The 21,346-nt window shown below is 71.0% G+C and carries 20 protein-coding genes, 1 tRNA gene and 1 pseudogene; 8 read left to right on the forward strand and 14 right to left on the reverse strand.

The window, feature by feature from the left end:
- Positions 1-17 precede the first annotated feature (17 nt).
- The 4 genes from WFG93_RS13775 to WFG93_RS13790 all read right to left on the reverse strand — a co-directional run bounded on the left by WFG93_RS13775 (position 18) and on the right by WFG93_RS13790 (position 3,245).
- Positions 18-215 carry a hypothetical protein gene (locus WFG93_RS13775; protein ID WP_336646912.1) on the reverse strand — a complete coding sequence of 66 codons (198 nt, stop codon included), beginning with the start codon at positions 213-215 and terminating at the stop codon, positions 18-20.
- 62 nt (positions 216-277) lie between these two features.
- A complete protein-coding gene (locus WFG93_RS13780) occupies positions 278-1,216 on the reverse strand; it encodes a type II secretion system F family protein (RefSeq protein WP_336646913.1) in 939 nt (312 codons plus the stop codon).
- Entirely contained in the window at positions 1,213-2,070 is an 858-nt protein-coding gene (locus WFG93_RS13785) for a type II secretion system F family protein (RefSeq protein WP_336646914.1), read from the reverse strand. Before WFG93_RS13785 ends, WFG93_RS13780 begins: the two co-directional genes overlap by 4 nt.
- Positions 2,067-3,245: a CpaF family protein gene (locus WFG93_RS13790; RefSeq protein ID WP_336646915.1), complete on the reverse strand. Its 1,179-nt coding sequence runs from the start codon at positions 3,243-3,245 to the stop codon at positions 2,067-2,069. The genes WFG93_RS13785 and WFG93_RS13790 overlap by 4 nt, the downstream gene beginning before the upstream one ends.
- Before the next feature lie 137 nt (positions 3,246-3,382).
- Between WFG93_RS13790 and WFG93_RS13795 the strand changes: the two genes are divergently transcribed.
- A tRNA-Leu gene (locus WFG93_RS13795) sits at positions 3,383-3,464 on the forward strand.
- Positions 3,465-3,518: 54 nt separating this feature from the next.
- A complete protein-coding gene (locus WFG93_RS13800) occupies positions 3,519-4,295 on the forward strand; it encodes a DedA family protein (RefSeq protein WP_336646916.1) in 777 nt (258 codons plus the stop codon).
- Between the two features lie 27 nt (positions 4,296-4,322).
- On the opposite strand, the gene ku is transcribed toward WFG93_RS13800, so the two are convergent.
- Positions 4,323-5,270, reverse strand: coding sequence for a non-homologous end joining protein Ku (gene ku / locus WFG93_RS13805; protein WP_336646917.1), 948 nt, complete (start codon positions 5,268-5,270; stop codon positions 4,323-4,325).
- Positions 5,271-5,338: 68 nt separating this feature from the next.
- On the opposite strand from ku, the gene WFG93_RS13810 reads away from it, so the two are divergent.
- The gene (locus WFG93_RS13810) at positions 5,339-7,810 is read left to right on the forward strand and encodes an ATP-dependent DNA ligase (RefSeq protein WP_336646918.1); all 2,472 of its coding nucleotides are present in this window, start codon (positions 5,339-5,341) and stop codon (positions 7,808-7,810) included.
- 6 nt (positions 7,811-7,816) lie between these two features.
- Here the strand turns inward: WFG93_RS13810 and WFG93_RS13815 are convergent, their stop codons facing one another.
- From WFG93_RS13815 to WFG93_RS13840, 6 genes are all read right to left on the reverse strand, one after another.
- Positions 7,817-8,734 (reverse strand): cation diffusion facilitator family transporter, encoded by a 918-nt coding sequence (locus WFG93_RS13815; RefSeq protein WP_336646919.1) that lies wholly within the window; start codon positions 8,732-8,734, stop codon positions 7,817-7,819.
- A gap of 90 nt (positions 8,735-8,824) precedes the next feature.
- Positions 8,825-9,418, reverse strand: a complete 594-nt coding sequence (gene rdgB, locus WFG93_RS13820) for an RdgB/HAM1 family non-canonical purine NTP pyrophosphatase (RefSeq protein ID WP_336646920.1) — start codon at positions 9,416-9,418, stop codon at positions 8,825-8,827.
- A complete protein-coding gene (gene rph, locus WFG93_RS13825; protein WP_336646921.1) occupies positions 9,418-10,194 on the reverse strand; it encodes a ribonuclease PH in 777 nt (258 codons plus the stop codon). Before rph ends, rdgB begins: the two co-directional genes overlap by 1 nt.
- Positions 10,191-11,036: a glutamate racemase gene (gene murI / locus WFG93_RS13830; RefSeq protein WP_336646922.1), complete on the reverse strand. Its 846-nt coding sequence runs from the start codon at positions 11,034-11,036 to the stop codon at positions 10,191-10,193. Before murI ends, rph begins: the two co-directional genes overlap by 4 nt.
- Positions 11,037-11,047: 11 nt before the next feature.
- Complete coding sequence (murQ, locus tag WFG93_RS13835) at positions 11,048-12,004, reverse strand: N-acetylmuramic acid 6-phosphate etherase (protein WP_336646923.1); 957 nt, start codon at positions 12,002-12,004, stop codon at positions 11,048-11,050.
- A complete protein-coding gene (locus WFG93_RS13840) occupies positions 12,001-13,533 on the reverse strand; it encodes a glycoside hydrolase family 3 protein (RefSeq protein ID WP_336646924.1) in 1,533 nt (510 codons plus the stop codon). Before WFG93_RS13840 ends, murQ begins: the two co-directional genes overlap by 4 nt.
- 81 nt (positions 13,534-13,614) lie before the next feature.
- Between WFG93_RS13840 and WFG93_RS13845 the strand changes: the two genes are divergently transcribed.
- Complete coding sequence (locus tag WFG93_RS13845) at positions 13,615-14,934, forward strand: nicotinate phosphoribosyltransferase (RefSeq protein ID WP_336646925.1); 1,320 nt, start codon at positions 13,615-13,617, stop codon at positions 14,932-14,934.
- A 45-nt stretch (positions 14,935-14,979) separates the two neighbouring features.
- On the opposite strand, the gene WFG93_RS13850 is transcribed toward WFG93_RS13845, so the two are convergent.
- From WFG93_RS13850 to WFG93_RS13860, 3 genes are read right to left on the reverse strand one after another with little or no spacing between them, the layout of a single operon-like run.
- A complete protein-coding gene (locus tag WFG93_RS13850; protein ID WP_028503536.1) occupies positions 14,980-15,246 on the reverse strand; it encodes a DUF3039 domain-containing protein in 267 nt (88 codons plus the stop codon).
- Between the two features lie 33 nt (positions 15,247-15,279).
- Complete coding sequence (locus WFG93_RS13855) at positions 15,280-16,845, reverse strand: hypothetical protein (RefSeq protein ID WP_336646926.1); 1,566 nt, start codon at positions 16,843-16,845, stop codon at positions 15,280-15,282.
- Complete coding sequence (locus WFG93_RS13860; protein ID WP_336646927.1) at positions 16,821-18,758, reverse strand: ABC transporter ATP-binding protein; 1,938 nt, start codon at positions 18,756-18,758, stop codon at positions 16,821-16,823. Before WFG93_RS13860 ends, WFG93_RS13855 begins: the two co-directional genes overlap by 25 nt.
- A 233-nt stretch (positions 18,759-18,991) precedes the next feature.
- On the opposite strand from WFG93_RS13860, the gene WFG93_RS13865 reads away from it, so the two are divergent.
- The 4 genes and pseudogenes from WFG93_RS13865 to WFG93_RS13880 all read left to right on the forward strand — a co-directional run.
- A complete protein-coding gene (locus WFG93_RS13865; protein WP_336646928.1) occupies positions 18,992-19,684 on the forward strand; it encodes a phosphocholine cytidylyltransferase family protein in 693 nt (230 codons plus the stop codon).
- Positions 19,685-19,783: 99 nt separating this feature from the next.
- Positions 19,784-20,653, forward strand: coding sequence for a hypothetical protein (locus WFG93_RS13870; RefSeq protein ID WP_336646929.1), 870 nt, complete (start codon positions 19,784-19,786; stop codon positions 20,651-20,653).
- Between the two features lie 78 nt (positions 20,654-20,731).
- A complete protein-coding gene (locus WFG93_RS13875) occupies positions 20,732-21,037 on the forward strand; it encodes a hypothetical protein (protein ID WP_336646930.1) in 306 nt (101 codons plus the stop codon).
- Between the two features lie 51 nt (positions 21,038-21,088).
- A pseudogene (locus tag WFG93_RS13880) lies at positions 21,089-21,346 on the forward strand (hypothetical protein); the annotation flags it as partial.

Genomic DNA, 21,346 nt, shown 5'->3' on the forward strand with positions numbered 1-21,346 from the left:
CTCATCGTCGCGGGTGGTCAGATGCCGGACACGCGCGAGATCGCCTGCTCGAACAGGTCCACCAGCGCGGGGCCGGCGACGGCCCAGATGACGACGACGAGAGCCGCGGTCATCAGCGTCACGAGCACCCAGCCCGGCACGTCGCCGCGCTCGTCGTCGATCAGGTCGCGGCCGGCCGCGACTGCGCTGCGCAGTCCTCTCCTCAGCGTCTTCATGTCGTCTCCCTCCGTGTCGGTGGTCTGGTGGTGTCTCGTGGTCTCAGGGTCTCGGTGCTCGGTCAGCCCAGTCCCAGCCGCAGGATGAACAGTCCCGGGTACACTGCGAAGAGCACCGAGAGCGGCAGGATGAGGAACACCAGGGGCAGCAGCATGAGGATCTCCTTCTGCCCCGCCTGCTCGATGAGCACTCGCTTCGCCTCGTCGCGGGCGTCGGCCGCCTGCGAGTGCAGCACCGCCGCCAGTGGCGCCCCGTGTTCGAGGGCGGCGACGATCTGGTCGGTGGCGCGGGTGAGCCCGGGCAGCTGCAGGCGCGACGCGGTCTCGGCGAGTGCGTCCGCCAGGGGCGAGCCGGTGTGCACCGCGAGCACGCTCTGGCGCAGCTCGACCGTCAGCTCTCCGGTGCCGATCGCCGATACCCGCCGCAGGGCGTCCAGCAGCGACTCCCCCGCCGACAGGCACAGCGCGAGGAACTCCAGCATCGTCGGCAGCTCGTCGGCCAGCCGCGCGCGCCGGGCGCGGGCGCGTCCACTGAGTCGCATGTCGTACCCCGCAGCGGCACCCGCCGCGGCGAGCACCGGCAGCAGCGCGGCGGGCGGGCTCAGTCGACCGGAGATGGCGAGGACGACGACCAGCAGCGCGCCGGTGATGAGTCCCCCGGTCGCCCACGCCAGCTGGCGGGCACGGAACGCGCCGGGCGTTCCGCCCCGCCCGGCCTGCATGAGACGCAGCCGCAGCGCGTCTCCCGAGCCCAGCATCCCCTCGAACGCCTCCCGCAGCCGCTGCCAGACGCTCGGGGCATGCACAGGCAGCACGCCCGTGAGGGGAAGGATGCCGGCCGGCAGCAGGTCGTCGGCGATGACATCGCGCACATAGGGGGCGATACGCCGCTCCAGTGTCGGCGCACCCCACCGCGGCAGCGCGGAGAGCACGCCCAGCAGCCCGAGCGCGAGGGCGCCGCCCAGCAGCACGGCGAGGGCGGCATCGGTCACGGCGGTCATCCGAACCACCTCTCGGGCTCGGGCAGACGTCCGATGCGCAGCATGATGCGGAACGCGACGACCGAGACGGCGGCGCCGACGAGGATCACGACCATCCCCTCGGCACTGCCGTACGCGTCGCGGCCCTCGGGACGGATTGCGAGCAGGCCGAGGATCACCCAGGGCGCGACGGCACCCAGAACGGCGGCACCGCGGATCCAGGACTGACGCGCCTCGACCTCGCCGCGCAGCGCGGCGTCCGCTCGCACCGACCCCGACAGCGCGCGCAGCACACCGGTGAGCTCGGTCCCGCCCACCTGCCGTGCCATGCGCAGGGTCTCCACGATGCGGTCCGCGATCGGATCGGCGAGGGTGCCCTTGAGCCGATCCAGGCTGCTCTCGAAGCGGCCGGTCGCGCGCAGATCGCGCGCGAACACCGCGAAGGCCGGGCGCACCGCGGGAGGCGCGGAGTCGGCGAGGCTGGCCACGGCGTCGGGAAGCGAGAGGCCCACCCGGATCGCCGCCACCAGCAGATCGCACACGTCCGGCCACATCTGCCGACGTGCCTTGCGCAGCCGCAGTCGGCGGCCACGCAGGAACATGACGGGGGCGGCAGCGCCGGCGAGCGCTGAGAGCAGGGCCAGCACGGGGATGCCGGTGAGCAGCCAGACGATCGCCGCCGCGACGACGCTCAACGCGATCATCACGACGATCAGGATGCGCGCCGACGTGCGGGCATGCCCGGCCTCGTCGAGCAGGCGACGCAGCCGGCTGATGCGGATCGTTTGGGGAGTGCTCTCGCGTTGCGGCCACAGCCAGGGTGCCGCGCAGAGCAGCAAGCCCGCCCCCAGCAGGGCACCCACGAGCAGAGTCACGGCACCGCCTCCGCTTCCTCCTCGCGCGGACCCGGCTGCCAGGGCGCTGCCCGGTAGACGGTGCTGCTGATGATCCTGCCGTCGACGACCTCTCCGGTCGGCGTCACGACCTCGCTCACCCGACGCGAGCCGTCCGCCTCGCGCCGGCAGTGCACGACGTACGTGATCGACCCGGCGAGAGCCGGGGCGATGAAGGCCCGGTCGATGTTGCGCCCGGCCAGCAGCGGAAGCAGGGCGAGCTTCTCGAGCGCCTCCGCCGCTGAGTTGGCGTGCACGGTGCCGGCTCCCGGCACGCCGGTGTTCAGCGCCAGCACCAGATCCAGCGCCTCGGCGTCGCGCACCTCTCCGACGACCAGCCGGTCGGGGCGCATCCGCAGCGCCTCCTTCACGAGTCGGCGCAGCGTGATCTCGCCGCTGCCCTCGAGGCTGGCCTGGCGTCCCTGCAGCGCGACGACGTCCGGGCCGTCCACGGCGAGCTCGAACGTCTCCTCCACGGTGATGATGCGCTGCCGGCTCGCGCACGCCGCGAGCAGCGCGCCCAGCAGCGTCGTCTTGCCCGCGTGCGTGGCACCGGAGATGATCAGCGTGCCGCCCTCGTGCAGCGCCTCGACCAGCAGGTGCGCGAGATCCGCGGGCAGCGCACCCTGTGCGACGAGTGCCCCGAGGCTGCGGTGCCGCGCGAGGAACTTGCGGATGTTCACAGCCCACGAGCCGCGCACGACATCCGCGATGGCGACGTGCAGCCGCGACCCGTCAGGCAGCGATGCGTCCACGAACGGCTGACTGACGTCCACCCGACGGCCGGTGGTCTGCAGCATCCGCTCCACCAGGTCTCGCACTCCGGTCTCGGTCAGGGCGAGGTCGACCCGTTCGCTGGTGCCGCCCCGGGCGACGAATACCCGATCCGGGCCGTTCAGCCAGATCTCCTCGATGTCCGGGTCGTCGAGCAGCGGCTGCAGTGCACCGAACCCCGAGACCGAGGCGAGCACATCGCGCACCAGGGCCGCCTCATCGTCGATCATCGCCTCACCGCGCTGCAGAGCAAGGTCGTTGTGCCGGCGCACCTCCAGCTGGGCGATGCGCCGCGCCTCGTCGGGGTGCGCCGCCGGATCGGTGTGCTCGAGGCGCAGCCGGCGGCGCACCCTCTCGGCGACGGCGACGGACGGATGACTCACGCGGGCATCCTGACACGAACCCCGCACCGCCCGCGGAAGTTATCCACACCCGTCTGCGCACCACGTACCGAGCGGGAGCGAGTACAGGGCAGATCTACGGAAAACCCGACCACACCGGTCGCTAGACTCAGAACCGCGCGGAAGTGGTGGAATTGGTAGACACGCAGGATTTAGGTTCCTGTGCCCCCGGGCGTGTGGGTTCAAGTCCCATCTTCCGCACAGCACCTCCCTCCGCAGTCCCCTTCACCGCCGACACGACCGACGGGATCTCTCTTGCTCCAGACCGCACTGCAGGCGCCGGCCTCGCTCATCCCCTGGCTCGACCCCGCCAACATCATCGAAGGCGCCGGGTCCTGGGCCCTCGCCGTGGTCTGCTTCATCGTGTTCGCCGAGACGGGCCTGCTCGTCGGCTTCCTGCTGCCCGGCGACACGCTGCTGGTCATCTCGGGGCTGCTCACGCACACCAACGACATCTTCGGGCTGAACATCTGGGTGGTGTCGCTGCTGATCGGCCTCGCGGCGTTCGTCGGCGGCGAGGTCGGCTACCTGATCGGGCACAAGGGCGGGCCGGCGGTGTTCGAGCGCAAGGAGTCGGGGCTGTTCAGCCGCAAGAACGTCGAGCGCACCAACGCGTTCTTCGAGCGGTTCGGCGGCCTGACGATCATCCTCGCGCGCTTCGTGCCGATCGTGCGCACCTTCGCCCCGGTCGCGGCCGGTGTCGGACACATGCCGTGGAAGCGATACTCGCTGTTCAACCTCATCGGCGCGGTGCTGTGGGGCTTCGGCCTGACGATGATGGGCTATCTCATCGCGTACATCCCCTGGATCCGCGACCTCGTCGTCGAGTACATCGATCTCATCCTGCTGCTCGCCGTCGGCGGCACCGCGGTGCTCACCCTGTGGCATTACCTGGTCGAGCGGCACCGGGCCAAGAAGGCCGCGGCGGCCGGCGAGGACGTCGACACCGACGCCGCGGAGGCGCAGTCGCTGCGCCTCAACCCGGAGGTCTTCGACCGTGCACCCGACCTGGACGGCGACGGCACGCACTGAGCGCAGGGGCGGCTGGGGCTGAGAGCATCAGCCGGCCTTCTTCTTCGCGGGCGCCTTCTTCGCAGCCGTCTTCTTCGTAACCGATGACTTCTTCGTCGACGCGGGCTTCTCGTGGTCCGCGGTCTCGTCGTCCGCGGCCTCATCGTCGGCATCCTTCGCCGCCGTGCCGGTGCCGTTCTTGCGCGCGGCCTTCGTGCGCTCCACGCTCGCGCGCAGCGCCTCCATGAGGTCGATGACCTCGCCGCCCTTGGCCGCCCCCTCGTCCTCCTCGCCGAAGGTGCCGGCGACGTCAAAGCCCTCGCCGGCCTCGATCTTCGCGTCGATGAGGGTGCGCAGCTCCTTCTGGTACTCGTCGACGAACTCCTCGGGATCGAAGTCGCTCGAGTAGCTCTCGACGAGAGCTGCCGACATCTCCAGCTCCTTCGAGCTGATCTTCACGTCCTCGTCCAGCGCGGGGAACGCCGCCTCGCGCACCTCGTCCGCCCACAGCAGCGTCTGCAGCACGAGCACGTCGCCGCGCACGCGCAGCGCGGCCAGCCGCGTCTTCTGCCGCAGCGTGAAGCGCACGATCGCGGTGCGGTCGGTCTGCTCGAGCGTCTTGCGCAGCAGCACGTACGCCTTGGGCGACTTCGAGTCGGGCTCCAGGTAATACGCCTTGTCGAGGGTCAGCAGGTCGACCTGCTCGCTGGGCACGAACTCGACTACGTCGATCTCCCGGCTCTTCTCGGCCGGAAGGGACGCCAGATCGTCCTTGGTCAGCACGATCGTCCGCCCGTCGTCGACGTACGCCCGATCGATGTCGGCGTACTCCACGGGTTGGCCGTCGATCTCGCAGACGCGCTGGTAGCGGATGCGGCCGCCGTCCTCATGGTGGACCTGATGCAGCGGCACGTCGTGGTCCTCCGTCGCGGAGTACACCTTCACCGGCACGTTCACCAGTCCGAAGGTCAGCGCGCCCTTCCAGATGCTTCTCATGGCCCCAGTGAACACCACCACCGCGCGGGGCCGCGAGGGGCTTGCGTCCGCCCGCTAACCTGGGCCACATGGCAGCCGGCGAGCAGATCGTGCAGATCGACGGCCGCCGCCTGCGGGTGACGAACCTCGACAAAGTCGTCTACCCGGTCACCGGCACCACGAAGGGCGAGGTGATCGCCTACTACTCGCAGATCGCGCCGCTCATGCTGCCGCACATGCGCGGACGGCCCGTCACCCGCAAACGCTGGGTCGACGGGGTCGGTACGGCGGATGCGCCCGGCGAGAGCTTCTTCACGAAGCAGCTCGAGCGCGGCGCGCCGGAGTGGATCCGGCGGATGCCGATCGAGCACTCCGACGGCCCGAAGGAGTACCCGCTCGCCGACGATGTCGCGGCACTGGTGTGGTTCGCGCAGATCGCCGCCCTCGAACTGCACGTGCCGCAGTGGCGCTTCACGCACTCCGGCGGCCGCGGCATGCCGGATCGGATGGTGCTGGACCTCGACCCCGGGCCCGGGGTGGGACTGGCGCAGTGCGCCGAGGTGGCGCGGATCGCGCGCGGCATCCTCGGCGGCATGGGACTGGAGCCGATGCCGGTGACCAGCGGCAGCAAGGGCATCCACCTCTACGCGCGTCTGCCCACCTCCGACGACGGCACCGGGCTGCAGTCCAGCGATGACGTCTCCGCCGTGGCGAAGGAGCTCGCGCGCCTGATCGAGGCGGATCATCCCGATCTCGCCACGCATGTGATGGCGAAGTCGCAGCGCGCCGGCCGGGTGTTCATCGACTGGAGCCAGAACAACGCGGCGAAGACGACCATCGCGCCGTACTCCCTGCGCGGGCGGGAGCGGCCGTGGGTCGCTGCGCCGCGCAGCTGGGCGGAGCTCGACGACCCCGATCTGCGGCACCTGGAGTTCCACGAGGTGCTCGAGCGGATGGCAGCCGGAATCGACCCGCTCGCGGCTCTCGCGCCGACCAGCACGGCACTCACCGCGTATCTCGCCAAGCGGGACGCCGCCAAGACGCCAGAGCCCATGCCGCAGACGGCATATGCGGCGTCCTCCGGCGCGCCGCGCTTCGTGATCCAGAAGCATCACGCCAGCCGGCCGCACTACGACCTGCGCATCGAGCGCGATGGCGTGCTGATCAGCTGGGCCGTGCCGAAGGGCGTGCCGGAGACCGCGGATCGCAACCACCTCGCCGTGATGACCGAGCCGCATCCGCTGGAGTACCTCACCTTCGAAGGCGAGATCCCACGCGGGGAGTATGGAGCGGGATCCATGACGGTGTGGGACACCGGCACGGTCGCGCTGGAGAAGTGGCGCGACGACGAGGTGATCGGCACCTTCACCGGTCGCGCCGGCGGGCGCCTGGGCAGCGCCCGCCTGGCGCTGATCCGCACGAGCGGCGAGGGCGAGAAGTCGCAGTGGCTGCTGCACCGGATGAAGAGCGCCGATGCGCATCCGGAGTCCCCCGAGCGCTCCACCCGCCCCCGGCAGGAGAACTCAGCCAGCCCCCGGCGCTCCACCCGCCCCCGGCAGGAGGAGAGCGCCGACGCTCCGCTCCCCTCGTTCATCCCGCCGATGCTGTCCGAGTCCGGAACACCCGGGCTGGCGCGGTCGCTGGGCGAGGGGTGGGCGGAGATCAAGTGGGACGGCATCCGCGCCATCGGCACGTGGCAGCGCACCGGCGAGCACGGCGGGCGCTTCACGCTCCGCGCGCGCAGCGGCACCGACATCACGGCGCGCTACCCCGAGCTCACCGCGGACGGCGCGCCGCATCTGCCGGCCGCCGAGGCGGTCGTCGACGGGGAGATCGTGGCCTTCGACAGCGACGGCAGACCGAGCTTCGCGCGACTGCAGAACCGGATGCATCTCACCAAGGGCCGCGAGATCGAGCGCGAGGTGGTGCGCAACCCGATCGTCTACATGCTATTCGATCTGCTGCACCTCGACGGGCACGACCTGACCGGCATGCCGCTGCGGGAGCGCCGCGCGCTGCTCGAGCAGCTCGCCGCCGATCTCGACGCCCCGGTGCAGGTGCCGCCGGTGTTCGACGACCTCGAGGCCGCACTCGGCGCGAGTCGGCAGTTCGGGCTGGAGGGCGTCGTCGCGAAGGACCCGCAGTCGCGCTACCTGCCTGGCCGCCGCTCGAGCGCGTGGTTGAAGCTCAAGCAGACGCACATGCAGGAGGTGGTGATCGTCGGCATCCGCCCCGGCCGCGGCAGCGGGCGCAGCGGCATCGGCTCGCTGCTGCTGGGTGTGCCCGACGAAGGCGGCGCCCTGCGCTATGTCGGCAGGGTGGGCACCGGCTTCACCGACCGGATGCTGCGCGACCTCGCCGCGCAGCTGAGGCCGCTGCGCACGACCGGCCCCGCGCTGGAAGTGCCCTCCCCGGATGCCGCCGACGCGCGGTGGGTGCGGCCGGAGCTGGTCGGCGAAGTGGAGTTCGCGAACTGGTCGCCCGGCGGCATCCTGCGCCATTCGCGCTGGCGCGGGCTGCGTCCCGACAAGTCTGCGGACGAGGTGCGCATCGAGAGCTGAGCACGATCAGGCGTGCGCGGCCTCGCACTCGTCGTGATCAGCGGGCTCGAGCTGGAAGGTGGAGTGCTCGACGTCGAAGTGGTGCGCGAGGCAGCCCTGCAGCTCCTGCAGCAGGCGCGACGACCCGCCCGACGCCAGCACGGCGGGGTCGACCATGACATGCGCGGTGAACACCGGGGCGCCCCTGGTCAGCTGCCACACGTGCACGTCATGCACGTCGACGACGCCCGGATAGACCTTCAAGTGCTCGCGGATCTCGCTGACCGCCATGCCCTGCGGCGCAGACTCCGCGAGCACCGAGAACACCTCGCGCAGCAGCGAGATCGCGCGCGGCAGGACGAGCACCGCGATCAGCAGCGAGGCGATCGCGTCGGCCGGCATCCACCCGGTGGTGACGATCACGACGGCGGCGACGATGACCATCGCCGACCCGATCAGATCGCCCATCACCTCGAGGTACGCCCCCCGCACGTTGATGCTGGTCTTCTGCGCGCGGCTGAGCACCCACATCGCGATGGCGTTGGAGACCAGGCCGATGACCGCGACGGTGAGCATGAGCGGACCGGCCACCTCGACCTCGCCCGGGTCGAGCAGCCGCTGGATGCCCTGCACGGCCACCACGACCATCAGCACGATGAGGATGATCGCGTTGATCAGCGCCCCGAACACCTCCGCGCGCTGGTAGCCGAAGGTGCGCCGGTCATCGGCGGGACGCGCGGCGACGGCGGTCGCGATCAGCGCGATCACGAGGGCCGAGGAGTCGGTGAGCATGTGCGCGGCATCGGCGAGCAGCGCCAGCGAGCCGGAGAGGATCGCCCCGATCACCTGCACCACCATGACGGTGGCGGTGAGCGTCAGCGAGATCGCCAGCAGGCGCCGGTGGCCGGCGTCGCGGATCCCCCCAGCGGGTGCGTGGTCGTGCATGCCTCCAGGCTAGGCCGGGAACTCCGCGCTCGAGGCCGGTTCGAGCTACTCGGGAACGGTAACGGTTCTCAACAGCTCGAAGCCGCGAGCCTACAGCGCGGCCAGCAGCGGGATGAGCGCCTGGAACGCCCGTGCGCGGTGCGATTGCGACTGCTTCTCGGCGTCGCTGAACTCCCCGACCGAGCGCTCGGCACTCGGGTCCTGCCCGTCGGGGATGAAGATCGGGTCGTAGCCGAACCCGCCGGAGCCGGACGCCGCGTGCGCGAGGCGCCCGGGCCAGATCCCCTCCACGGTGCGCTCGGCGCCGTCGGCGGTGACCAGCGCGATGGTCGAGTGGAACTGCGCGGTGCGGTGCGGGTCGGCGACGTCACGCAGCTGATCGAGCAGCAGCTCGAGGTTGGCGGCGGCATCCTTCTTCTGCCCGGCCCAGTACGCCGAGAACACGCCCGGCGATCCGCCGAGCACGTCCACGCAGATGCCGGAGTCATCGGCGAGCGCCGGCAGCCCGGTGTGCGCGAACGCCGCCCGCGCCTTGATGATGGCGTTCTGCGCGAAGGTCACGCCGTCCTCGACGGGCTCGGGTCCGTCATAGCCGATCACCTCGAGGTCAGGGCGGGTCGCCGCGACGATCTGCTGGAACTCCGCGACCTTGTGCGGATTGTGCGTGGCAAGGACGACCCGCATCAGAGCTGGTTCCCTGAGCCTGTCGAGGTCCCTGAGCCTGTCGAAGGGGCAAGCGCGGTGAGCTGGTGCTGCTGCAGTGACGCGCAGCCGGCGACGCCGAGATCGAGCAGCGCGTCGAGCTCGTGCTTGTCGAACGGCGCGCCCTCGGCGGTGCCCTGCACCTCGACGAACAGTCCGCGGCCGGTGACCACGACGTTCATGTCGGTCTCGGCGCGCACATCCTCCACGTAGGCGAGGTCGAGCATCGGCTCGCCGTCGATGATGCCCACCGACACGGCGGCGACGGTGTCGATGAGCGGCGTGGAGTTGCGGCCGATGAACTTCTTCCCGCGGCCCCACTCGATCGCATCCGCGAGGGCGACGTACGCCCCGGTGATCGCCGCGGTGCGGGTGCCGCCGTCGGCCTGCAGCACATCGCAGTCGATGACGATGGTGTTCTCGCCCAGCGCCTTCGTGTCGACCACAGCGCGCAGCGCGCGCCCGATGAGGCGCGAGATCTCGTGCGTGCGTCCGCCGATGCGGCCCTTCACGCTCTCGCGATCGTTGCGGCTGTTGGTGGCACGCGGCAGCATGGCATACTCCGCGGTGACCCAGCCCTTGCCCTTGCCGGTGAGCCAGCGCGGCACGCCGTTGGTGAACGAGGCCGTGCACAGCACCTTCGTGCCGCCGAAGCTGATCAGCGCCGAGCCCTCGGCATGCGCGGACCACCCGCGTTCGATCGTGATCTCGCGGAGCTGGTCGGTGCTGCGGCCGTCGGCGCGCACGGTGTCGGTCATGGTGTCCTCTCGAAGGGGCTGGTCAGGTACGGCAGATCGATCACGCCGGTCTGCACGAGCTGCACGTCGCGCACCTCGTGACCCATCAGCCGGTTGGCGAGGGCGGTGAACTCGTCGGCGGAGGCGCCGGTGGCCTCGTACACGTAGCTGGCGACGGCGCCGGGAGAGGCGAGCTGGTCGCGCCGCACGAGCTGGCGGTACACGTCGGCGGCGGTCTCGTCATCGCTGGAGACCAGCGAGACACCCTGGCCCATCACGTAGCTGATCGCGCCGCGCAGGAACGGATAGTGGGTGCAGCCGAGCACCAGCGTGTCGACGTCGGCGTCGCGCAGCGGTGCGAGGTAGTCCTCGGCGACGGCGAGCACCTCGGACGTGCCGGTGATGCCCGCCTCCACGAATTCCACGAAGCGCGGGCAGGCGGCCGTGAACACCTCGAGGCGCTCATTCACCTCGAGCATGTCCTGATACGCGCGCGACCCGACCGTGCCGACTGTGCCGATCACGCCGATGCGGCCGTTGCGAGTCGTGGAGACGGCCCGGCGCACGGCCGGTTTGATGACTTCGACGACCGGAACGTCGTAGCGCTCGCGGGCGTCGCGCAGCACCGCGGCGGATGCCGTGTTGCAGGCGATCACGAGCATCTTGACGCCCTGGTCGACGAGCGTGTCGAGCACTTCGATGCTGTAGCGGCGCACGTCGGCGATGGGCTTGGGCCCGTACGGGGAGTGCGCGGTGTCGCCGATGTACACGAGCGACTCCTGCGGCAGCTGCGCGCGGATGGCCCGCGCGACCGTCAAGCCGCCCACACCGGAGTCGAAGATGCCGATGGGAGCGTCGTTCATGATGCCCCAGCCTACTCGGCGGCGCCGTCACGGCGGTCAGCAGCGCCCTCGCCGCGGACAGCGGCGAGCGCTCGTCGCAGGTCACCGCCCGCATCGTTGAGCGCCGCCCGCGCGGTGGCGACGTCCAGACCCGTCTCGACCAGGGCGATCGCGAGCTTGACGGAGCCGTCGGCGTCGGCCAGCGCACGCGACGCGTCGGCGGGCGCGCATCCGGTCGCGTGCATCACCGTGCGCTCGGCGCGGGCACGCAGCTTCTCGTTGGTGGATTGCACATCGACCATGAGATTGCCGTACACCTTGCCGGAGTGCACCATCGCGAGCGTGGACAGGGTGTTGAGCACGAGCTTCTGCGCGGTGCCCGCCTTCAGCCGGGTGGAGCCGGCGACCACTTCCGGCCCGACCACCACCTCGATCGCGACGTCGGCGTCGACGGAGATCTCCGCACCGCGGTTGCAGGCGAGGCTCACCGTGAGCGCGCCGCGCGTACGGGCAGCGCGCAGTGCGGCCGCGACGTAGGGGGTGCGCCCGGATGCCGAGATCCCGACGATCGCGTCATCCGGTCCCAGCGCAAGTCCGGCTTGCTCGCCGGCCACCTCGTCGTCCTCGGCGTCCTCGACGGCGCTGCGCAGCGCCTGCTCACCGCCGGCGATCACGCCGACGACGAGGGCCGGGTCGGTGCCGAAGGTCGGCGGGATCTCGCTGGCATCCAGCACGCCCATGCGTCCGGCGGTTCCGGCGCCGATGTACACCAGGCGGCCGCCGCGGCGCAGGCGGGCGACGATGCCGTCCACCGCCCGGGCGATGCTGTCGCCCGCAGCGGCGACCGCCTGCGCGGCGACGGCGGCCTGCTCGGCCATCAGCGCGACCTGGTCGCCGGTGGGCAGCAGGTCGAGGTCGGCGAAGGCCGGGTCGACGCGCTCCGTGGAGAGCGTCTCGAGGGTGGAGCGCAGCGCGGCGCGATCGGTCATGTCAGGCCCTTCTGTCCTGCAGTGCGCGACCTGTTCAGCAGCGCGCGACGAGCGGCGCGAGCCGCGAGCGGGCTCGCCGCCGGCGAGCTGATGACGGCACGGCCGCCCGGGACGGCGCCGGGCAGGCCGACGTTGACCGCCACCGCGTCGGGCGCCGTCGCCCGGATGCGGGCGAGCGCACGCCCCTGCGCGCTGTCCTCGTCGAGGCGGTCGACGAGCAGGATGCTCTGCGCTGCGGATGCCGACGCGGCCGCCGCCGCGATGTCCTCCTCGCTCGCCGAATCGGCGTCGATCCGACGCACCTCTCCCCCCGCGGCGAGCGCCTCCGCCACGTGCGCGGCACCGCTGTCGACGGCGAGGCTGGACGCGCGGCGCAGGTCGATCACCAGGGTGGGTCCATCGGCGAGCGCCGCCGGCTCGCCCTGCACGCGCACGGCACGATCGGCGATCGCGTCGGCGTCGAAGGGCGCCGACTGCCCGTCGCCCCTGGCATCGTCGCTGTCGAGGATCGCGCGGCGGGCGCGCACGGCATCCGCCATCGCCGCGACACGACGACCGGCCTCGATCACCCGCTCACGCGGCAACTCGCCGCTGCGCAGGGCGGCGACGATCGCGTCGCGCGCCTCGCGGAAGTCCTGCTCGTCCTGATCGGGCAGCATCCGCGCGCCGGGGTTGGTGGGATTGCCGATGCACAGCAGGTCGGCGCCGGCGGCGAGAGCGCGCACCGCCCCTGGGCCGATGCCGACGCTCTCGCGGATCGCGGCCATGTCGAGGGCGTCCGTCACGATGACGCCCTCGAAGCCCTCCTCGCGCAGGCGCCCCAGCACGCGCGGGTTCAGCGTGGCCGGTTCGTCACCCCAGTGCGGCGCCACGATGTGCGCGGTCATGATCGCGTGCACCCCGGCACGGATCGCCGCAGTGAACGGGGGCAGGTGATGCGTCTCGATCTCGGCCGCGCTGAGCGCGAGCCGCGGCAGCGCGTGATGCGAGTCGGTGTGCGTGTCTCCATGTCCCGGGTAGTGCTTGGCGCACGCGGCCACTCCGGCCTGCTGCAGCCCCTCCACGGCCGCCGCGGTGTGCCGCGACACCAGCTCGGTGCTGTCGCCGAAGGCGCGCACGCCGATCACGGGGTTGCGCGGGTCGGTGTTCACGTCGGCGACGGGTGCGATCACGACATCCGCTCCGGCCTGCCGGGCGCGACGCCCGATCTCCGATCCGGTCGCGCGGGTGGCATCGAGGTCGTCGACGACGCCGAGCTGGGCCGCGCCGGGCACGGTCGAGCCGGTGCGCGATTCCAGACGGGTGACGCTGCCGCCCTCCTCATCGATGCCGATCAGGGCGGATGGTGAGATCCGGTGGATCTCGGCGCTCAGCGCAGCGGGGTCGCCGTCGAGGTTCTGTGCGAAGTAGACGACGCCGGCGAGACCGTCCTCGAATGCGGCGGCCAGCCAATCCGGCACGGTGCTGCCCAGGAACCCGGGCCACAGGACCCCGTTGGCGAGTCTGGTCAGCTCGTCGGCATGCGGCATGCGGATGTCCTCCGGGATCGTCGGCGGCGTTCGGGTCCGCTGATCAGTATCCCCGATCCGCCGCCTGGATACACTGGCCGGATGAGCTCCGCGTTCCTCACCGACCGGTATGAACTGACCATGCTCGCCGCGTCGCTGCGGGACGGCACCGCCGCGAGGCCCAGCGTCTTCGAGCTGTTCTCGCGTCGCCTCTCCGGCGGACGGCGCTTCGGCGTCGTCGCCGGCACCGGCCGGCTGCTGACGCTGCTGCGCGAGTTCCGCTTCGGGGACGACGAGCTGCGCTACCTGCGCGATGAGCGGGTGGTGGATGCCGAGGCGATCGCCTACCTGGAGAACTACCGCTTCACCGGCAGCATCCGCGGCTACCGCGAAGGCGAGCTGTACTTCCCCGGCTCGCCGATCCTCACCGTGGAGGGCACCTTCGCGGATGCCGTGGTGCTCGAGACGCTGGCGCTGAGCGTGCTGAACCACGATTCCGCCGTGGCCACCGCCGCGTCGCGGATGAGCATCGCCGCCGGTGAGCGGCCGCTGGCCGAGATGGGATCGCGGCGAGCGGCCGAGCAGTCCGCCGTCGCGGCCGCGCGTGCGGCGTACATCGCCGGGTTCGGCGCGACGAGCAACCTCGAGGCGGGCCGACGCTGGGGCATCCCCACCATGGGCACGGCCGCGCACTCCTGGACGCTGCTGCACGACTCCGAGGAGGCGGCGTTCCGCTCGCAGATCGACAGTCTCGGCACGGGCACCACCCTGCTCGTGGACACTTACGACATCCGCACCGGAGTCGAGACGGCGATCCGCGTCGCCGGCACGGCGCTGGGGGGCGTGCGTTTGGATTCCGGCGATCTGCCTCTGGTCGCCGCGTCAGTGCGCCAGCATCTGGACGAGCTGGGGGCGACCGGGACGAAGATCACCGTCACCAGCGACCTCGACGAGTACGCCATAGCCGCGCTCGCCGCCTCGCCAGTGGACTACTACGGTGTCGGCACCTCGGTGGTGACGGGCTCGGGGTACCCGACGGCGAGCATGGTGTACAAGCTCGTCGCCCGGCAGGACAGCGGCGGCGGGTGGGTGGCGGTCGCGAAGGCCTCCACCGACAAGGGCTCCAAGGGCGGCCGCAAGGCGGCGTTCCGCACGCTCGACGACGGCGTCGCGACCTCCGAGACCATCTCGGTCGCCGACGGCTTCGAGCAGGTCGACACGGCCGCCGATCATCCGGATGCGCGCTCGCTGCAGGTGGTTCTGGTGGACGCTGGCGAGATCGATCCGGCGTACGAGGGGGCGGCGGGCACGGCATCCGCTCGTGAGCATCACCTGCGGGTGCGCGAGGAGCTGCCGGTGCGCGCACTGGCCCTCAGCAAGTCCGACCCGGCCATCCCGACCGTCTTCGTGGACGCCGACTAGCGTCGCGCCGACGGCCGGGCGAGGGTCAGGAGACGAGAAGCGGCGTCAGCCGACCATGCTCTCGTAGATCTCCTTGCAGGTCGGGCAGATGGGGAACTTCTCAGGGTCGCGCCCCGGAGTCCACTTCTTGCCGCACAGCGCACGCACCGGCTTTCCGGTGATGGCCGACTCGAGGATCTTGTCCTTCTTCACGTAGTGCGAGAAGCGTTCGTGGTCGCCGGGCTCGAGATTCTCCTCGCGGAGGAGTTCTTCGAGCTCGCGATCAAGTGTTGCCACGCCACCCTGATCGGGACTGTCCAGCGGAGTACTCATGACGAGATTCTAGCCGCCCGCGGGTGTTCGGGATCAGGCCGTCTCGGCGAACTCCATCAGCCGCTCGCCGCTGCGCTCGAAGATCAGCGCCCCCGCGGCGGCGCCGCCGAAGAGCACCACGAGGCCGGAGATCATTCCCACCCACAGCGTGGTCGGGGCGTGCTGATCGCCCTCGGCGAGGGTGAGCGCGAAGAGCCAGATCGTCGGTGCGCTGGTGGCCAGCGCTCCGAGGAAGGTCAGGGCGGCGCCGAAGGAGCCGTGCGCCGACGAGCGCTGCGGCTGCTGGAACGGGCTGTCCCCGGGCCGGGAGACGGCGTAGGGGGCGCTGACCGAGGCGATGCTCGACATGCCGAGGCCGGTCAGCAGCAGCGCCGCCGTGACGCCGATCAGCGGCAGCATGAGGTGCCAGTCGCCGACCACGGCGAGGGTGACCGACACGCCGATCGCCAGCACGGGGATCGCGACGAGCAGGACGGGCACCAGCCGGCCCAGCCGGTCGGGCAGCCCGCGCAGGCCGCTGGCGATGTGGATCCACAGCGCGGTGGAGTCGTAGGCGACGTCGTTGTGCGGCAGCCATCCGAAGAAGAGCGCCATGAGCGGCACCGGCACCAGCGCCGCGATCTCCAGCGGCACACCGGCGACCAGCAGCGGGAACACCGTGAGCACGCCCGCGATCGGCACGACCAGCAGGTTGACGATGTATCGGCGATCGCGCAGCCAGTAGACGAGGCTGCGCGCGGCTACGGCGCCGAACGCATTCGCGGGCAGGGAACCGAACCAGCCGAGGCCAGAGCGCTCTCGGGTGGCGTACGGACGCTCGGATGCCGTCAGCAGCCGGCGCACGAGCACCAGCCACAGCATCAGCAGCCCGGCGAGGGTGAGGACGGCGATCAGGGCGCTGACCCACGCCGCGGCGCCGTCGCCGGCGACGAGATGGAACAGGAAGGCCTGCGACGCGGCGAGCGGCGAGAAGCCGACCATGTCCGTAGCGGTCTGCACGGCCGGCGGCACCTGGCCATCCCAGCGCAGCGACGCGAAGTAGGCCGCCACGGGGAAGGCGATCACGATCACCGGCAGCGTGAACAGCACGGTGAGCTCGCGCGAGCGCCGCTCGGGCAGCAGGATCGCGCTGATGGCCATGCCGATGCGCGCGGACAGCGTGGCGCTGAGCACGCCGATGAGGCCGAACAGCACAGCCGCGGCCCACGGCACGCCGGCGTGGATGACCACGACCACCATGCAGGAGGTCACCGCGATGAGCGCCAGACTGGGCACGCTGATCAGCGAGGCGAGTACGAGCACCCACCCGAGCGCGCGCTCGTCGAGGCCGAACGGCCAGAACCGTCTCGGGTCGAGCTGATCAGGTGTGCCGGTGAGCATCGGCCCGAGGAAGAAGGCGAGCACGAGTGCGGCCGCCCCGAGGACGATCACGGTGTGCGCGGTGGCCAGCGGCGCATCGCGCAGCCCCAGGATCGCCAGGCACACGGCGACGGTGAGCGCGGCAGATGCCACCAGGCCGACCGCGCCGCGCACGGCGTGCGCACCACGCAGGCCGCCGGCCAGCAGCGCGAGCCTCAGTCGGAGAACGTGTGCAACCACTCGAGGCCCTCCACTTCGCCGGCCCCGCCCGACAGCTCGATGAACCGCTCGGTCAGTGTCTGTCCTGCCCGCACCTCGTCAATCGTGCCCTCGGCGAGCAGTTCACCGCCGACGATCACCGCGACGCGTGAGCACACGCGCTCGACCAGGTCCATGCCGTGGCTGGAGAGGATGACGGTGCCGCCGTGCGAGACGTAGGAGCGCAGGATGTCGAGGATCACCCCCGATGAGACCGGGTCGACCGATTCGAACGGCTCGTCGAGCACCAGCACGCGCGGCGAGTGGATGAGGGCGCCCGCGAGCATGACCTTCTTGGTCATGCCGGCGGAGTAGTCGGAGACGACGCGGCTGAGCGCCTCGCTGAGATCGAAGGCGCGCGCGAGGTCGGCGGTGCGCTTCTCGATGACGGCGCGGTCCAGACCGCGCAGCTGACCGTAGTAGTACAGCAGCTGGCGGCCGGTGAGACGGTCGAAGGTGCGCAGCCGGTCGGGCAGCACGCCCATCATGCGCTTGGCCTCGAGGGGCTTGGTGTGCTGGTCGATCCCGCTGATGTGCACGGTTCCGGCGTCCGGGCGCAGCAGCCCGGCGATGATCGACAGGGTCGTCGTCTTGCCCGCACCGTTGGGTCCGACCAGTCCGTAGAACGAGCCCGCCGGGACGGTGAGGTCCACGCCGTCGACGGCGTTCACATCGCCGAAGCGCTTGACGAGCCCGCGGATGCGGATGGCCTCGCCTGCGACCGTGTCGGTGGGCGCGTCGCCGCTGACCTCTACCGCCGCTGCCGCACCGGCTGCCGCCGGAGCGTCGGCTGCGACGGGCTCGAGGGGGCTGTCGGAGTGCGGCCGCCCGGAATCGTCATCCACGATCACCGCTGAGCCGGCGGGACGGTTGCGCGGGGGGCGCGCTTCCGCTGCTTCCGCGCTGTTCGATGCCGCGACAAGCGGGCGGATGGCTGCGGAATCGAGAGTGATCGGGTCGTCGACGCCGCCCTGAGCGACGGCGGCACCGTCGGACGGCTGCGCGGTCAGCACGGGCTCTGACACGGCTGACTTGGCCGTGGTCGCCTTCGTCTTCGCTGTCGTCGTCTTCGCCGCGGTCGCCTTGCCGGTGGTCGGCTTCTCGCCTGTCCCCTTGCCGGTCGTCTTGGTGGTGGACTTCGCGCCGGTCGTCTTCGCGCCGGTCGTCTTGCTGCCAGTCGCGCTCGTCCGCGGTGTCTTGGGCGTCGTCTTCGCTGCGGCGGCCTTGCCGGTGGACGTCTTCCCGGGGGCCTTCTTCGCCGTGGAGGTCTTCGCCGCCGACATGTGCTCCGTCGCGCCCGCGGCCGGAAGATCCGCTCCTGCGGCATCCGCCTCGGTCGACGCGGAGCCGGCGGCCTTCTGAGCCGCAGCCTTCCGCACTGCGGCTGTCTTCCCCGCCTCCGCGTCTGCTGCCTTCTTCGCCGCCGCTGTCTTCGCCGCCGCGCTGGACGCCGACGCCTTCTTCACGGCGGCGGTGCGCTCCGCGGCCTTCCCCGCCGCAGCCTTGCCCGCTGCAGCCTTGTCCGCCGCGGCTCGGTCTGCCGCCGCCTTGCTCGCCGCAGCCTTGCTCGCCGCAGCCTTGCTCGCCGCCGTCTTCGCGGCGGTCGACGTCCTGGCGGCCGTGGGCGCAGCGGACTTCTTCACCGCAGGCGACTTCTTCGCCGCAGCCGGCTTCTTCACCGCAGGCGACTTCTTCGCCGCAGCCGGCTTCTTCGCAGCGCTCGCGGACCGGTCCGTCGAGCCGCTCTGCGTGGCATCCGTCGCGGGCACCGCGGCCGAACTGACCGGCGAAACCGCCGTCTCACCACCCGCGAGGGCGGTCTGCTCGCGAGCATCCGCCATCGAGTCCTCCGGAGTGTCGATGTTGGCGTCGTCTGAGTCGAGCGAAGCAGTCACCCGACTACGCTACCAAGCCCTTCCGAGAGGATTTCGGGCCACGGGACGGGATGTCGCGGCGAAGGCAACCCCCTTCCGCACGCTGGGAGCGGGGTGTGGAATCGGTCACGAAAGAGCAACGGGAGCGCCTCCCCCCGGACTCTCCCAGCACTGATCGGTACCATTGCGGAGGCACGAAGAGGTGTCTCGTCGTTGAATCGACAGTGAACACAAGTTCTTTCTTAGGAGATTTCGTGACTCTTCAGACCGTCATCCTGGCAGCCGGCATGGGCTCGCGCCTGGGCCGTGCGCTGCCCAAGCCGCTCACCGAGCTCAACGACGGCCGCACCATCATGGGCCAGCAGCACGACAACATCCGCGCCGCGTTCGGCAAGAGCGCGCGCATCACGACCGTCGTGGGTTACCGCGCCGAGACCATCATCGAGGCGTTCCCCTCCGCCAAGTACGTGCACAACGAGCGCTACGACGTGACCAACACCTCGAAGAGCCTGCTGCGCGCCCTGGCAGCCACCGGCAAGGGCGGCGTGCTGTGGATGAACGGCGACGTCGTCTTCGACCCGCGCATCCTCGGCCGCGCCATCGATTACATCGAGCGCGACCAGTCGTTCGTGACCGTCAACACCGCCAAGGTGAGCGACGAAGAGGTCAAGTACACCATCACGGCCGAGGGCTACATCAAGGAGCTCTCGAAGACCGTCAAGGGCGGCCTGGGCGAAGCCGTCGGCATCAACTACATCTCCGCGCGCGACAAGAAGGCGTTCATGCGCCAGCTGCAGCGCGTCGAGGACCAGGACTACTTCGAGCGCGGTCTCGAGCTCGCCATCGCCGAGGACGGCCTGCTGCTCGAGCCGATGGACGTATCGGACCTCTACGCGGTCGAGGTCGACTTCGCAGAGGACCTGGAGCGCGCCAACCTGTTCGTCTGATCCACGCGACCCCGTCGCGGCGGATGCCGAAAGCCCCGCCCCTGTCAAGGGGAGCGGGGCTTTCGGCCTTCTCGCGGACGCGGTGCATAAGATCGGCGCATGCGCGAGAAGATCCACAAGATCCACTCGCTTCCGGAGGACTCGCCGTGGGACAAGCCCGTCCCGCCGCCCGGCTCACGGGAGCATCCCCTCAGCGTGCGCAGCCTCGACCGGGTGATGGGTGTGCAGCGCCCCCTGGTCGTCGCGCACATCCGCAGCATCCGGCGCCGGCATCCCCACGCCACTCCTGACCAGATCGTGGCGATTCTCGAGGCCCGCTACCTCGCCGCGGTCACCGCCGGTGGCGCGGCCGTCGGCGCCACCGCGGTCGTCCCGGGGATCGGCACCGGCATCACCCTCGCGCTGTCCGGCGTGGAGACGATCGGGTTCATGGAGTCGACGGCCCTGTTCGCCCAGTCCATCGCCGAGGTGCACGGCATCGCGGTCGACAATCCCGAGCGCGCGCGGGCGCTGGTGATGACGCTGATGCTCGGCAAGGAGGGCGTCGACCTCGTCTCCCAGCTCGCGCGGCAGGCCACCGGCAAGGGCCCCACGCGGTCCTCCTACTGGGGCGAGATGGTCACCAAGTCCCTGCCGCGGGCGGCCATGGGACCGATCGTCGACCGGCTGAAGTCCGAGTTCATCCGGCAGTTCGCCAAACGCGGCGGGGCGTCGTTCCTCGGCAAGGCGCTGCCGTTCGGGGTCGGGGCCGTCGTCGGCGGCGCCGGCAACCACCTGCTCGGCCGGCGGGTGCTGACCACATCGCGCCGCGCCTTCGGTATCGCGCCACCCGTGCTCCCGGCGGAGCTCGAGCCCGTACCGGGCAGCGAGCGGATCGAGATGCGGATGCTGCGCGGGGCGCGCTTCGTCGGCTCGAAGCTGCGCCGCACGCCCAAGGCGATCGACTCGTCCTCCACAAACGACGCGTGACCGCCGGTTCTGCACGGACAGGGAGCCGATGTCGGTGATGGTCGGTGCGGGGTCCGCGGTGGTTCTTAGCGTGTCGGGATGCTGCATCCCATCGACGCCTCTCAGCCCGCCCCGCCCCTCGCCTACCGCGTGCCGTGGGTGATCAGCCGCAGCGACCGCACACACCCCGTACTTCTCAACGCCGCGCGGGAACCCGCCGACTTCGTGCGGGTCTTCCGCGACGATGCCGACCATCAGCAGGTGGTCGATCTGTGGGGTCAGGTGCTGCCAGGAGAGACGGTCGAGCTGTGCCTGTGCGCGTCGGATCCTGACGAGGCGGTCGTCTCCATCGCCTGGTTCCGCCCCGCCGACGGACTCGAGTACGTCTGGCGCTTCGTCGTCTGACGGGCGGCTGCGGCCGGGGCGGATGTCGGAGGTGCGTTCTAGTCTTTTGGTATGGCCACCGCACCTGTTGATCCGTTCGCCCGGCAGCGTGAGCTGCTGGACGAGTGGGTGGGGGTGCGGGCCGAGATCAATCGGCTCGAAGCGCGTGCGGCGACGCTGCTGGCGGCGCGGATCGAGGTGATGGATGCCGACGTCGCCGCGTCCCCGGTGCATCGTGAGACGATCCGCCGGTCGATGGTGGCGGAGTACTCCGCCGCCGCACGGATGGCGAAAGGCAGCGTGGAGCAGGCGTTCGCCCACGCCCGCGCC

The organism is Microbacterium sp. USHLN186, from assembly GCF_037145155.1.
GTDB lineage: Bacteria > Actinomycetota > Actinomycetes > Actinomycetales > Microbacteriaceae > Microbacterium.

What these genes read in the sequence shown, in the direction of transcription:
- WFG93_RS13775 (WP_336646912.1), bottom strand. Translation starts at nt 215, where the DNA reads ATGAAGACGCTGAGGAGAGGACTGCGCAGCGCAGTCGCGGCCGGCCGC.
- WFG93_RS13780 (WP_336646913.1), bottom strand. Translation starts at nt 1,216, where the DNA reads ATGACCGCCGTGACCGATGCCGCCCTCGCCGTGCTGCTGGGCGGCGCC.
- ku (WP_336646917.1), bottom strand. Translation starts at nt 5,270, where the DNA reads ATGAGAAGCATCTGGAAGGGCGCGCTGACCTTCGGACTGGTGAACGTG.
- WFG93_RS13810 (WP_336646918.1), top strand. Translation starts at nt 5,339, where the DNA reads ATGGCAGCCGGCGAGCAGATCGTGCAGATCGACGGCCGCCGCCTGCGG.
- WFG93_RS13815 (WP_336646919.1), bottom strand. Translation starts at nt 8,734, where the DNA reads ATGCACGACCACGCACCCGCTGGGGGGATCCGCGACGCCGGCCACCGG.
- rdgB (WP_336646920.1), bottom strand. Translation starts at nt 9,418, where the DNA reads ATGCGGGTCGTCCTTGCCACGCACAATCCGCACAAGGTCGCGGAGTTC.
- rph (WP_336646921.1), bottom strand. Translation starts at nt 10,194, where the DNA reads ATGACCGACACCGTGCGCGCCGACGGCCGCAGCACCGACCAGCTCCGC.
- murI (WP_336646922.1), bottom strand. Translation starts at nt 11,036, where the DNA reads ATGAACGACGCTCCCATCGGCATCTTCGACTCCGGTGTGGGCGGCTTG.
- murQ (WP_336646923.1), bottom strand. Translation starts at nt 12,004, where the DNA reads ATGACCGATCGCGCCGCGCTGCGCTCCACCCTCGAGACGCTCTCCACG.
- WFG93_RS13840 (WP_336646924.1), bottom strand. Translation starts at nt 13,533, where the DNA reads ATGCCGCATGCCGACGAGCTGACCAGACTCGCCAACGGGGTCCTGTGG.
- WFG93_RS13845 (WP_336646925.1), top strand. Translation starts at nt 13,615, where the DNA reads ATGAGCTCCGCGTTCCTCACCGACCGGTATGAACTGACCATGCTCGCC.
- WFG93_RS13850 (WP_028503536.1), bottom strand. Translation starts at nt 15,246, where the DNA reads ATGAGTACTCCGCTGGACAGTCCCGATCAGGGTGGCGTGGCAACACTT.
- WFG93_RS13870 (WP_336646929.1), top strand. Translation starts at nt 19,784, where the DNA reads ATGCGCGAGAAGATCCACAAGATCCACTCGCTTCCGGAGGACTCGCCG.
- WFG93_RS13875 (WP_336646930.1), top strand. Translation starts at nt 20,732, where the DNA reads ATGCTGCATCCCATCGACGCCTCTCAGCCCGCCCCGCCCCTCGCCTAC.